At 71.3% G+C, this 11,910-nt stretch carries 11 protein-coding genes; 4 read left to right on the forward strand and 7 right to left on the reverse strand.

Annotated elements, in window-relative coordinates:
- Positions 1-13: 13 nt before the first annotated feature.
- The 4 genes from ACIRVH_RS07545 to ACIRVH_RS07560 all read right to left on the reverse strand — a co-directional run bounded on the left by ACIRVH_RS07545 (position 14) and on the right by ACIRVH_RS07560 (position 4,313).
- Positions 14-1,183, reverse strand: a complete 1,170-nt coding sequence (locus ACIRVH_RS07545) for a lactate 2-monooxygenase (protein ID WP_403949203.1) — start codon at positions 1,181-1,183, stop codon at positions 14-16.
- Between the two features lie 145 nt (positions 1,184-1,328).
- Positions 1,329-2,000: a cyclase family protein gene (locus tag ACIRVH_RS07550; RefSeq protein WP_403949206.1), complete on the reverse strand. Its 672-nt coding sequence runs from the start codon at positions 1,998-2,000 to the stop codon at positions 1,329-1,331.
- A complete protein-coding gene (locus tag ACIRVH_RS07555; RefSeq protein WP_403949209.1) occupies positions 1,997-3,592 on the reverse strand; it encodes a purine-cytosine permease family protein in 1,596 nt (531 codons plus the stop codon). The genes ACIRVH_RS07550 and ACIRVH_RS07555 overlap by 4 nt, the downstream gene beginning before the upstream one ends.
- A 157-nt stretch (positions 3,593-3,749) precedes the next feature.
- Positions 3,750-4,313 carry a hypothetical protein gene (locus tag ACIRVH_RS07560; RefSeq protein WP_403949210.1) on the reverse strand — a complete coding sequence of 188 codons (564 nt, stop codon included), beginning with the start codon at positions 4,311-4,313 and terminating at the stop codon, positions 3,750-3,752.
- Positions 4,314-4,636: 323 nt separating this feature from the next.
- Here ACIRVH_RS07560 and ACIRVH_RS07565 point away from each other — a divergent pair, with 323 nt between their 5' ends.
- Positions 4,637-5,071 carry a protease inhibitor gene (locus ACIRVH_RS07565; protein ID WP_403949212.1) on the forward strand — a complete coding sequence of 145 codons (435 nt, stop codon included), beginning with the start codon at positions 4,637-4,639 and terminating at the stop codon, positions 5,069-5,071.
- A gap of 305 nt (positions 5,072-5,376) precedes the next feature.
- Here the strand turns inward: ACIRVH_RS07565 and ACIRVH_RS07570 are convergent, their stop codons facing one another.
- On the reverse strand, positions 5,377-5,874 hold the full coding sequence (locus tag ACIRVH_RS07570; protein ID WP_403949215.1) for a methyltransferase family protein: 498 nt from the start codon (positions 5,872-5,874) through the stop codon (positions 5,377-5,379).
- A 73-nt stretch (positions 5,875-5,947) separates the two neighbouring features.
- Positions 5,948-7,453 (reverse strand): MFS transporter, encoded by a 1,506-nt coding sequence (locus tag ACIRVH_RS07575; protein WP_403949217.1) that lies wholly within the window; start codon positions 7,451-7,453, stop codon positions 5,948-5,950.
- A 213-nt stretch (positions 7,454-7,666) separates the two neighbouring features.
- Between ACIRVH_RS07575 and ACIRVH_RS07580 the strand changes: the two genes are divergently transcribed.
- From ACIRVH_RS07580 to ACIRVH_RS07590, 3 genes are all read left to right on the forward strand, one after another.
- Positions 7,667-10,471 carry a substrate-binding domain-containing protein gene (locus ACIRVH_RS07580; RefSeq protein ID WP_403949219.1) on the forward strand — a complete coding sequence of 935 codons (2,805 nt, stop codon included), beginning with the start codon at positions 7,667-7,669 and terminating at the stop codon, positions 10,469-10,471.
- Positions 10,472-10,540: 69 nt separating this feature from the next.
- Complete coding sequence (locus ACIRVH_RS07585; RefSeq protein ID WP_403949222.1) at positions 10,541-10,861, forward strand: ArsR/SmtB family transcription factor; 321 nt, start codon at positions 10,541-10,543, stop codon at positions 10,859-10,861.
- Between the two features lie 29 nt (positions 10,862-10,890).
- Positions 10,891-11,418, forward strand: coding sequence for an SRPBCC family protein (locus ACIRVH_RS07590; RefSeq protein ID WP_403949225.1), 528 nt, complete (start codon positions 10,891-10,893; stop codon positions 11,416-11,418).
- 21 nt (positions 11,419-11,439) lie between these two features.
- Here ACIRVH_RS07590 and ACIRVH_RS07595 read toward each other — a convergent pair whose 3' ends face one another.
- Positions 11,440-11,757, reverse strand: coding sequence for a hypothetical protein (locus ACIRVH_RS07595; protein ID WP_403949226.1), 318 nt, complete (start codon positions 11,755-11,757; stop codon positions 11,440-11,442).
- Positions 11,758-11,910: the final 153 nt, after the last annotated feature.

Below are 11,910 nucleotides of genomic sequence, written 5' to 3' on the forward strand. Positions count from 1 at the left end.
GGACACGAGCCCGTCAGCCGGCGGCCTCGACGAGGTCGTCCGTCGTGACGGTGGCCGGAGTGGAGTGCCCGGACAGGGCGAGCGTGAGGTCCAACTCCGCGAGCAGACAGCGGATGACGTGCTCCACGCCGGCCTGCCCCTCCAGACCGAGCCCGTACACGTACGGTCGCCCGAGCAGCACCGCCCGGGCGCCGAGGGCGAGGGCCTTGAACACGTCGTCGCCGGTGCGCACCCCGCTGTCGAACAGCACCGTCAGCCGGTCGCCGACCGCCTCCGCGATCCCGGGCAGCGCGTCGGCCGCCGCGACGGAGCCGGCCACCTGCCGGCCGCCGTGGTTGGAGACCACCACGCCGTCCATCCCGGTGTCCGCGGCGAGCCGGGCGTCGTCCGGGTGCAGGACACCCTTGAGGACGATCGGCCCGTCCCATTGCTCGCGCAGGAACGCCAGATCGGGCCAGGTGTGGCTCGCGTCCCCGAACAGCCCGAGGAAGTGCAGCACCGCCGCGTTCGGGTCCACGTGCACCGGCTTGTCGAGACCCGACCGGAAGGCCGGGTCGGTGAAGTAGTTGGCGGTGCCCACCCCGTGCAGGAACGGCAGATACGCCTGGTCCAGATCGCGCGGCCGCCACGCCAGCAGCGGGGTGTCCAGGGTGACGACCAGCACCGAGAATCCGGACGCCTTCGCCCGGGCGAGGAAGCTCCGGGTCACCTCGCGGTCCTTGCCCCAGTACAGCTGGAACCACCGCTCGGCGTCCCCCATCGCCTCCGCCACCTGCTCCATCGGCGTACTCGACGCCGACGACAGGATGTACGGCACCCCCTGCGCGGCGGCGGCCCTGGCGGCCGCGGACTCGGCGTCCGGATGCATGATCGACAGCACGCCCACCGGGGCCAGGGCCAGCGGCGCCGACAGGGCGCGGCCCAGCACCCGCACCGACAGGTCGCGCTCCTGTACGTCCCTGAGCATGCGCGGCACGATCCGGCGCCGGTCCAGGGCCGCCCGGTTGGCGCGTGCCGTGCTGCCGTCGCCCGCGCTGCCCGCCACATAGCCCACCGGGCCGGGACCGAGCCGGTGTGCGGCCAGCTCCTCCAGCCGGGTCAGGTCCGTGGGCAGCCGGGGCACGGCCCCTGACATCCCGTTCAGATAGATCTCGTACTGGAAGTCCGCCCAGTGCTTCGCCATCCGGCCGTCCGCCTCTCGTCGCTGAGTACGCGCTGCGGCCCGACGATACTGGCGAGTAGGCGCACGTCGGCAGGGGGCCTTCGGGCGCGGCCGGCCGCCTCGCCGAGGATTCCGGCCCGGCGACCGGCGACGGCCCGTGAGCCGCTCAGCCGACCCGGGCGACCGCCCGGACCGGAGCCCCGTCCGACCCGGGCAGCCGCAGCGGGAAGAGGAACACCTCCACCGCCTCCGCGCCCACCAGCCGCTCCAGCCCGGTGAGGTTCTCGGCGATCACCCCGCCGGCGCCGCACAGCACGCGATGGGCGGGCAGCCCGAAGTCGGCCTCCGGATCACCCGGTTGGGGCGTGGGGTCGACGCTGAGCGCGTCGACGGCCACCGTGCGCGCGCCCGCCGCCACGACGGCCCGGGCCGCCCCTGGGGTCAGCCAGGGGTGGGCGAGGTACGCGTCCGTGCCCCAGTGCGCCGACCAGCCGGTGACGAGGAGCAGCAGCGCGCCCGGCGTATCCGCGAGGGCGTCGAGAGCGGGGGCCAGCAGGGCCGGTGTGATCGGCGCCCGGGCGGGCAGCCCCCGGACGTCGGCCACGACCGCGGGCCCGGCGAACCGGTCCAGCGGCAGCTCGTCCAGCCGGGGCCAGGCGTCGTCGACGTGGTACGGCGCGTCGACGTGGGTGCCGGACTGCGAACCCAGGTGCAGGGACAGGACGTTGACGCCGTCGGCCGGGGCCCGCAGGGCGGGGGAGACCGTGACCTCCGGGTCACCGGGATACACGGGCATCCCGGTGACCACGGGCACCGACAGGTCGAACCACCCGGTCATCGGCCGCCCTCGGCCGCGAGTGCGGTCGGCACCTCGTCCGCCGGAGCACCCGGACCGGTGATCGGCGGCACCGGGGCCTCGACGGTACGGGCCAGGCGCGCACCCTCGGGCCCGTACGCCGCCCGGGGTTCGGGGAACAGCCGCAGCAGCGCCAGGAACAGCACGGCGGCGACCGCGAGCGACAGCGGCAGGCTGATGTCGAGGCCGTTCGCCAGGTCGCCCAGCGGTCCGACGAACTGGCCCGGGATGTCGGTGAACAGCACGCCGATCACGGCGGCCACCCACCAGGCCGTCATGCCGCGCCAGTTCCAGCCGTGCGCGAACCAGTAACGGCCGCCGCGCTGACGGCGGTTGAAGACCTGCAGGGCGTCCGGGTCGTACCAGCCGCGGCGGGTGTAGAAGCCGAGCATCATCACGACCATCCACGGTGTGGTGCACGTGATGATCATCGTGGCGAACGTCGAGATCGACTGCACGAGGTCCAGGCCGAACCGGCCGATGAAGATGAACGCGATGGACAGCACGCCGACCAGCAGCGTCGCCCGGACACGGGACAGCTTCGGGAACACCGACGAGAAGTCCAGGCCGGTGCCGTACAGCGAGGTGGTGCCCGTCGACATGCCGCCGATCAGGGCGAGCAGGCACACCGGCAGGAAGAACCAGCTCGGCGAGATCGCCAGCAGCCCGCCCACGAAGTCGGGCGCGGCCGGGTCGACGTACTTCGGCGCCTTCGTCGCGATGATGCTCGCGGTCGCCAGACCGAAGACGAACGGCAGCAGCGTCGCGATCTGCGAGAGGAACGCCGCACCGACCACCTTGCGGCGTGGGGTTCCCGCCGGGATGTAGCGCGACCAGTCGCCGAGGAACGCCCCGAACGACACCGGGTTGGACAGCACGATCAGGGCCGCACCTATGAACGACGGCCAGAACAGCGACTTGGTCGCCGCGTCCGCCGAGGCCGTGAAGACACCGGCGTACGACGCGTCGAAGTCACCGGCGAAGGCGATCGCGCCGAGCAGGAACAGCACGGTCGCCGAGGTCACGGCGATCTTGTTCACGAACAGCATGAACCGGAAGCCGTAGACGCACACCGCGAGGACCAGCCCGGCGAACAGCGCGTACGCGACGACGTACGACAGGGTGCTGCGCTCCAGGCCGAACAGCCGGTACGCGCCGCCGACCAGGGCGTCGCCGGAACTCCACACCGAGATGGAGAAGAACGCGACGGCCGTCAGCAGTGACAGGAACGAGCCCACCACACGGCCGTGCACACCCAGGTGCGCGGACGATGCTACGGCGTTGTTCGTGCCGTTGACCGGGCCGAACACGGCCATCGGGCACAGGATCAGCGCGCCCACGACCACACCCAGGAGGGTGGCCGCGAGCCCCTGCCAGAAGGAGAGCCCGAACAGGATCGGGAACGCGCCGAGGACGCAGGTGGAGAAGGTGTTGGCGCCGCCGAAGGCGACCCGGAACAGGTCGAGCGGGGTCGCGGTGCGGTCCGCGTCCGGGATGCGCTCGACGCCGTAGGGCTCGACCTCGGTCAGGGACGGCGGCGGCGCGGTGGGGGAGTCGGGGGACTGAGGGGTCAAGGCGGGCTCCAGCGAGTATGCGGCGATGGAGCGCTTCGTGGCGCGGCGGTGGTGGACGACCGTCGCAGCCGCGGGGGTGTGCGACGCGGGCGGGAGGACGTCCCGGAGGGGTCTGCCGACCGTACGGCGCCGGAGAAGACCCCTGCCAGAGGACGTTTCATCCATCTTCGCCGTCGCCGGTGGAGGAATCGACCACCTCCTCGCCGTCCGGTCCCTGCGCCCTGACCCGCTGGACGTGTTCCAGGGACTCGCGCAACTCGGTCAGCCAGTCGTCGGTGTGACGCTGCACCAGACGCACGCACCAGGCGAGGGCGTCACTGCGGCTGCGTGCCACGCCCCCGGCGATCAGGGTGTCCAGGACCTGCCGCTCGGGCTGCCGCAGCCGGGTCATCACCGGCGCGGCCACATGCGTGAACAGGGCGCGCTCCGCACCGCACACCACGCCCCAGGACACCTTCCGGCGGAACAGGTGCTCGGCCTCGCGGGCCACCTCGATCCGCGCGTCGCGGGTCCGCTCCCGGAACTCCTGGATCCGCGCCCGTACGGCGGCCTCCCGCTCGGCGTCCGAGGCGCCCTCGGCGAGCCGGGGCTCCGGGATGCGGCCGATCACGGTGATCTCCTCGCGGTCGGGGGTGACCTCGACCAGTTCCTCGAAGAGATCGTCGGGCAGGCGGCCGGCGAACCAGCCGCGCAGCTTCTCTCTCTGCTCTGTCGTAATCATGTAATCACAATTACTCCGACAGGTTCATGAACACAAGGCGTCACGAAGGGGTTCGCCGAGGGCAGAGTCGGAATGTTTCAGGCCTATTAACTAGGCGGTGGTTTTCAGCCATTCGACCGCCACCCACGATCAAGAACCGCTCAGTCATGGGGTCGACGTGTTCGATTTCCGTAACTTCACGCCACTGTTTCAACACGCAAGGTTACTGAAAGATGTGGGTTCGATGTGTGTTTCGTCGACGGACTCGGCAGAGTGTCGCTCGCCGCTCCGGCACCGACCGGGCTGGAGCGCGACCCGTCTATTCGAGCGGAAGGATGCACACAATGCGGAACACCGCGCGCTGGGCAGCGACTCTCGGCCTCACGGCCGCCGCCGTCTGCGGACCCCTGACCGGGGCCGCCGGCGCTGCACCGGCTGCCGGCCCGTCGTCGCTCTACGCCCCCTCTGCGCTGGTCCTCACCACCGGCCACGGCGACAACGCGGCGACGGCCACTCCGGAGCGCGCCGTCACCCTGAACTGCGCCCCGACAGCCTCGGGCACCCACCCTGCCGCGGCCTCGGCCTGCGCCGAACTGCGCGGCATCGGCGGCGACTTCTCGGCCCTGCAGACCCGGGACGACGTCTGGTGCACCAAGCTGTACGACCCCGTGGTCGTCACCGTCCAGGGCGTCTGGCAGGGCAAGCGCGTCTCCTACGAGCGCAGCTTCGGCAACACCTGCATGAAGGATGCGCTGAACAGCAGCGTCTTCGCCTTCTAGAGACCGGGATCGCACGGTCCTCGCATCGCCGGATCAGGCTCGCAACTGGGGAGTGCGGCCCCTGGAGCGGGGAACCCGCGATCTCGCACCGGGACCGACGGGCGGAGTGGGGCCGCCCGCCGGCTTCCGGGCACCAAGCCGCTCCCTGGGCACGGCCTGTGGGGGGTCGTCCCGGGGAGCGGCGAAAAACAACTGGTTTCAACAGGTGTCCACACCACTTATTGGTGACTCGTGTCGTACACGGGGTGACGACGCCAACACCCGCCCGTGCACGGACAGTTGCCGTGCCGGGCGGCGACGCGTTCTCAGGCTCCCCGCCACGGCGTGCGCCGCGGCCACCAGGCCGGCACCGCCCGCCGGTAGCGCTCGTACTCCGCGCCGAACCGGCGCACCAGCCCCGGCTCCTCGTCCCAGCGGACGAACGCCCAGGTGAGTACCCAGGCTCCGGCCGCGTACCCGAACAGCACCGGCCGGGCGAGCAGCAGGCCCTGGCCGCAGAGCACGGCGACGACCGCGAGGTAGATCGGATTGCGGACGTACCGGTACGGCCCGCTCACCACGAGCCGCGCAGGCGGTGCGACGGGTGCCGGGGTGCCGAGCCCTTCCAGGGCGAACCGCGTGAAGGCTTCCAGGATCACGGCGGTGCCGGCCGCCAGGGGAACGAGGCCGAGCAGCCGCAGCGGCAGCCACCAGTCACCGGCCTGCCAGCCGTCGGTCAGCCACCACGGGACCAGCACGGCCGCGCTGCCGGAGACCACGACGAGGAACAGGGCGCTGCCCAGCGCCGCCGACGCCTTGCGCATACCTCCACCATGACAGCGCAGAGGGGCCGCCGTCTCCCTGCTGACGGCGGCCCCTCGGACCAGGAACCCGGTCCTACATGTGGACGACGGGCGCGGCCCCGGCGTCCTGCTTCGGCACCCCGCGCCGGTAGAGCAGGAACGCGATGACGGTGCCCGCGGCGAAGAGGCCCGCCGACCACCAGAAGGCGGTGGTGTAGCTCTCGATCGTCGCCTGCGCCTGCACCAGCTTGCTCGCGGGGTTGTGGCCCGACAGGTAGTCGGTGGCGGCGCTCGAAGCGAGGGTGCTCAGCAGGGCCGTACCGATGGAACCGCCCACCTGCTGCATGGCGTTGACGGTCGCCGAGGCGACACCCGCGTCCTCGGCCGCCACCCCGCCGGTGGCCAGCTGCATGGCCGGCGGCATGACCAGGCCGAGGCCCACGCCGATCACGATCAGCTGCGGCAGCACCGCACTGACGTAGTGGGAGCCGAGCCCGATACCGGTGAGCCAGGCCATGCCGGCCGTGGCGATCGCGAAGCCCAGCGGGATGACCGCCTTCGGGCCGATCCGGGGCATCAGGACCGTGGTGCCGACCTGCGCGGTCACCATCAGCGCGCCGACCATCGGCAGGAACGCCACGCCGGTCCTGGTGGGGCTGAAGCCGAGGTTGAGCTGCAGGTAGTAGGTCAGGAAGAGGAAGACGCCGAACATGCCCGCGCCGGTGATCAGCACCGCGACGAACGAGGCGCCCCGGTCACGGTCGAGCAGGATGCGCAGCGGCAGCAGCGGGTGCGCGGCCCGGGTCTGCCACCAGGCGAAGGCCGCCAGCAGGAGTCCGCCCGCGATCAGGAAGCCCCAGGTCAGCGGCGAACCCCAGTCGTGGGTCTCGGCGTTGGAGAAGCCGTACACCAGGGAGAACAGACCGGCGGCGACCAGGACCGTGCCCGGCACGTCCAGCTTGGCGTTCGCCGCGTCGCGGTGGTTGCCGAGCAGCACCCAGCCGCCGACGAAGGCGACGACCGCGATGGCCACGTTCACGTACAGGGTCCAGCGCCAGTCCAGCGCGTCGGTCAGCACACCGCCGAGCAGCAGGCCGACCGCGCCGCCGGCACCGGCGATGGCGCCGTACACGCTGAACGCGCGGGCCCGTTCCCTGGCGTCGGTGAAGGTCGTGTTGAGCAGGGACAGCGCGGCCGGAGCGAGCAGCGCACCGAAGGCGCCCTGCAGGGCGCGGGCGGCGACCAGCATGGTGAAGCCGTTCGCGGCACCGCCGAGCGCGGAGGCCGCGGCGAAGCCGACGACGCCGACGAGGAAGGCGGGCTTGCGGCCGAACAGGTCGGCGATCCGCCCGCCGAGCAGCAGGAGCGAGGCGAAGGCCAGCGCGTAGGCGGTCACGATCCACTGCCGGCTGTCGTCGGAGAAGCCGAGGTCGGCCTGGGCGGACGGCAGCGCGATGTTCACGATCGTGGCGTCGAGGACCACCATCAGCTGGGCGACGGCGGTGATCGCGAGGATCCACCACCGCCTGCCCGAGGGCTCGGCGTGGGCCTTCGCGAGGGCCCCTGTGCGGGGGCCGTCGGTCAGGGTGTTCTGGGGCATGGGGAACCACTCCAGGGAAGTCGTTCGAGGAGTTCGAGGGAGGCGCGACCACGGCATAAACGAAACCGTTTCGTACACATGGACCCTAGAGGAGTTGCAGCGAAACGGCAACGTTTCGTTTTCCGGGGTGGTCGGACCTGGTCCCCTGGGGCGTTGGTGTCCGCTACGGTGGCGCCGTCGGCATGGGGGCTCTGAGTCGAGAATCGGTTACAGGTGGTAAACATTTCTTCTGGTCCCGTCGCGGTGATCCTGACCGCGCTGAAGGTCGAGTACGACGCGGTGAAGGGTCGGCTCGAGGACCTCACCCGGGACATCGAGGGCGGCACGATCTTCGAGCGGGGCCGGCTCCCCGGCACTGCGTGGACCGTCGTCCTGGCCCAGACCGGCGCCGGTAACGACAACGCGGCCGTGGTCGCCAAACACGCCCACGACCTCTACCGGCCGAGGGTGCTGTTCTTCGTCGGTGTCGCCGGCGGGCTGAAGGACAGTGTGCGGATCGGCGACGTGGTCATCGGCGAGCGCATCTACGACTACCGCGAGAAGCAGAGCTCCGACGGCGGCCACTACCGGCCCCGCGAATGGGAGGCGCCGTGGTGGCTCCTCCAGCACGTCCAGCGGATCACCTTCGGGCCCGAGCTCGCCGGCCGGGTGCGGGTCGCGCCGATCGCCTCCGGCAACGTCGTGCTCGACCGGGAGAAATCCGAGCTGGGCGACCTGCTGCGCGGGAACTACGACGACGCCGTCGCGATCGAGATGGAGAGCGCCGGCGTGTGCCGGGCCGCCCAGATCGTCGGCGCACTCGACACGTTGACGATCCGCGGGATCAGCGACAAGGCCGACGGGGGCAAGAGCCGGGCGGACGCGGGCGGTTCCCAGGAGATCGCGGCGTGGTGCGCGGCCGCGGTGGCCGTGCGGATCCTCGCTTCGCTGCCGCCTGAGAAGGAGACTCCGACTCTCCCTGATGGAGTGCGTATTGGCGGTGCCTCCGGGGCGGGTTCGGCGTCCCAGGAGGGCTTGGTCGCGTCGGCGGCCGGGGCCGACGAGTCCGGGCAGCCGGAGAAGGGGGAGCCGCTCACCGTGCCCCCGCCTCGCCGCCGTCCGACGCTACTGTCGCGCACCGGGTTAGGCGCGAGGGTCAGGCCCTCCAGGCGTACCCGTGCCACCCTCATAACCGTTGGCGTGGTGGCCGTGGTCGGAGTGCTCGTCGCCGTCCTGCTCAAGGGCGGCACGCCCGATTCCAGCACTTCGGACAAGAACTCGGCGCTGGAGTCCTGCTCGGTGTCTCAGGCCCACGTCAAGCTTCACGTCGCCGCGTCCATCGACCTCTCGAAGTCCCTGGGCGACGCCGCCCGTGACTACGGGGCACGCCAAAGCCCCGACGGCACCTGTGTGAAGGTCGAGGTGTCGTCGGTCAACTCCGGTACCGCCATGCGCGCCCTGCAGCGAGGCTGGCCCGAGGAGGACGGGCCGCGCCCCGACGTGTGGTCGCCCGCCGGCAGCGAGTGGGTCGACCTGGCCCGGACGACAGGTGAAGGGCGGCGGCTCCTGCCGGAGAGCGAGCCGCGGTCCATCGTGACCAGCCCGCTGACCATCGCGATGCCCAAGCCGATGGCGGAGACCATGGGCTGGCCGGAGACCACCATCGGCTGGAGCGACCTGGCGAAGTGGGCCGAGGACCCCACGCACTTCTGGAAGGAGCACGGAAACCAGCAGTGGGGCGCCCTCAAGCTCGGGAAGACGAACCCCGACTACTCCACGTCCGGACTGAACGCCACCATCGGCGCGTTCTACGCGAAGACGGGCACCACCGGCGAGCTGTCCCTCCGCGACGTCGACTCGTCCGCCAACCAGGCCTTCGTCCGGAACATCGAGAAGTCCGTCGTCCACTACGGCGACACCACCCTGACCTTCCTGGCCAATCTGCGTGCCGCCGACGACAGGGGCGGCCGCGAGGAAGTGCTCAAGTACATCTCTGCCGTGACGGTCGAGGAGAGCGCGGTCGTCGCCTACAACAAGGGGTATCCCTGTGGGGCCTACAGCTACACGCGCGGCTGCGAACAACGGGGCAAGCCGAAGACGCCCCTCGTCTCCTTCTATCCGAAGGACAGCGACCCGGCCAGCGACCACCCCTACGTCCAGCTGGGGGGCATGAGCAAGGCGAAGCAGAAGGTGTCGGACGACTTCCTGGCCTACCTGCACAGCACCGACGCGTACCGGAAGTACTTCGCGCCGTACGGCTACCGGACCTATGAGGGCAAAGTCCTCCCGCACACGGGGATCGACCAGGACCACGGCGCCCTCGACGACCCGCAGATCAAGGGCTACGACGCGCCCGACGGCAAGGTGCTCGACCGGTTGCAGCAGGTGTGGGCGACGCTGCGCCGCAGAGCCAACGTGCTCGTGGTCATCGACACCTCCAAGTCGATGGACGACAAGGTGCCGGGCACCGGCCGGACCAAGATGGAGCTGCTGCAGAAAGCCGAACATCCCCTGTTCGACGGCTTCGCCGCCACCGACCGCGTAGGGCTGTGGGAGTTCTCGAACGCGGCCAATCTGGGCGGCAAGCAGCACTACCTTCCCCTGGTGGACATCGGTCCGATGGGGGAGAAGCTGACGGACCACCACGGCCTGACCCGCCGCAGCGAACTCAACGACGAGGTGAGCGGCCTTGTCCCCAACGGCGCGACCGGCCTGTACGGCACGGTCGACGCGGCGGTGGACACCATGCGCAAGGACTATGACCCGGCGGCCATCAACGCCATCGTGCTGCTCACCGACGGCCGCAACGAGGGCGTGCCGCCCACGCCGACCCTCAAGGACGTGCTCGCCAGGATCGGCACCCCGGACAAGCGGGTCCGCGTGTTCACCGTGGCCTACGGGTCGAAGGCCGACCAGCAGGACGTGAACGGCAGGACCGTGCTGGAGGAGATCGCCGCCGCCACCGGGGCGCACGCCTACGACGCCAAGGACCCGAAGATCCTCAATGAGGTGCTGACCAGCGTGATATCCAACTTCTGAGGGCCCCGCTCCCGGGGCCCCACCATGCATTCCTTGACGGGAATATAACCGCAGAGGCATATTGGTCCCATGTCCGACGCCGCGCTCTGGACCGCTCTCGCCGACCCCCACCGGCGGGCCATCGTCGCTCTGCTCCTGGAGCGGCCCCGGCCCGTCGGGGAGATCGTGGAGGCATGCGGACTGAGCCAGCCGAGCACCTCCAAACATCTGAAGGTGCTGCGCGAGGCGGGTCTGGTGCGGGTCAGGCAGGACGCGCAGCGCCGCGTCTACGCCCTCGACCCGGCCCCGATCGCCGCCCTCGACGCCTGGCTCGCCCCGTACCGCAGGCTGTGGAACACCAGCCTCGACGCGCTGGGCCGCCGCCTCGACGAGACGTCGGACGACACCTGACACCCCCCCTCGCGAAGGACCGAAGCACCATGTCCGTCGACCTCACCGGCACCTATCTGACCCTCGACGACGGCCGCCCCGCGGTCCGCTTCAGCCGCACCTACGACCATCCCGTCGACCGCGTCTGGTACTTCGTGACCGACCCGGACGAACTCGCCCAGTGGTTCCCCTCCCGCGCCGAGATGGACCTGCGCCCCGGCGGAACCATCCGGTTCAGCGGCGACCCCAACATGCCGGAGTCCACCGGCAAGGTGCTCGCCGTCGACCCGCCCCGCCGCCTCTCCTTCGAGTGGGGCGGCGACGAACTCCACTTCGACCTGGCGGAGGCCGGCGAAGGACGCACCCGGTTCACCCTCACCAACGTCCTCGTCGCCGAGAACACCGCCGCCCGCAACGGCGCCGGCTGGGAGGTCTGCCTCGCCGCTCTCGACGCCAAGGCCCGCGGCGAGCGCTTCGCGGGGCCCCATGCAGGGGCGAGCGCGCCCTGGAAGGAGTTCTACGACGGCTACGTCGGAGCCGGTGTGCCCTCGGGTGCGCCGGTGCCGGGCCTGGACTGACTCGCAGATCTGGACCGGCCCTCAGGCGAACACCCGGGTGAGCGCCGCGGAGAGCGACCCGGGGTCGGCCGGGGACACCCGCGCGCCGAGATACCCGTCCGGGCGTACGAGGAACGCCCCGCTCCCGCCGGCCCCGTACCGCTCACGGAACTCACCGCGGCCGTCGCGCAGCACCGGCAGGGGCAGCGGACCGGCGTCCACGCCTACCGGCAGCACGCAGTAGCAGGTCAGCTGGTCATGCGCGAGACCGCGAGCCGTGTCGGCCAGTTGCTCGAAGCCCTTGGTCCCGTCGGCGGAGTCCGCGTGGAGCAGCAGGACGTGGTCGCGCTCGCGCAGCACGTCGTACAGGCGCAGCGGGAAGGTCGCGAGCGGGTCCAGCAGGCCGCCGCAGTCCGGCGGGGGGGGGGCCCCCCCCCCCCCGGGGGGGGGGGGGGGGCCCCGCCGCGCCGCCCCCCCCGCCAGCGGCGGGGGGGGGAACACCCAATAAGCACC

Source organism: Streptomyces sp. NPDC101165 (genome assembly GCF_044768135.1).
Taxonomy (GTDB): Bacteria; Actinomycetota; Actinomycetes; order Streptomycetales; family Streptomycetaceae; genus Streptomyces.

What these genes read in the sequence shown, in the direction of transcription:
- ACIRVH_RS07560 (WP_403949210.1), bottom strand. Translation starts at nt 4,313, where the DNA reads ATGATTACGACAGAGCAGAGAGAGAAGCTGCGCGGCTGGTTCGCCGGC.
- ACIRVH_RS07585 (WP_403949222.1), top strand. Translation starts at nt 10,541, where the DNA reads ATGTCCGACGCCGCGCTCTGGACCGCTCTCGCCGACCCCCACCGGCGG.
- ACIRVH_RS07550 (WP_403949206.1), bottom strand. Translation starts at nt 2,000, where the DNA reads ATGACCGGGTGGTTCGACCTGTCGGTGCCCGTGGTCACCGGGATGCCC.
- ACIRVH_RS07575 (WP_403949217.1), bottom strand. Translation starts at nt 7,453, where the DNA reads ATGCCCCAGAACACCCTGACCGACGGCCCCCGCACAGGGGCCCTCGCG.
- ACIRVH_RS07545 (WP_403949203.1), bottom strand. Translation starts at nt 1,183, where the DNA reads ATGGCGAAGCACTGGGCGGACTTCCAGTACGAGATCTATCTGAACGGG.
- ACIRVH_RS07570 (WP_403949215.1), bottom strand. Translation starts at nt 5,874, where the DNA reads ATGCGCAAGGCGTCGGCGGCGCTGGGCAGCGCCCTGTTCCTCGTCGTG.
- ACIRVH_RS07590 (WP_403949225.1), top strand. Translation starts at nt 10,891, where the DNA reads ATGTCCGTCGACCTCACCGGCACCTATCTGACCCTCGACGACGGCCGC.
- ACIRVH_RS07565 (WP_403949212.1), top strand. Translation starts at nt 4,637, where the DNA reads ATGCGGAACACCGCGCGCTGGGCAGCGACTCTCGGCCTCACGGCCGCC.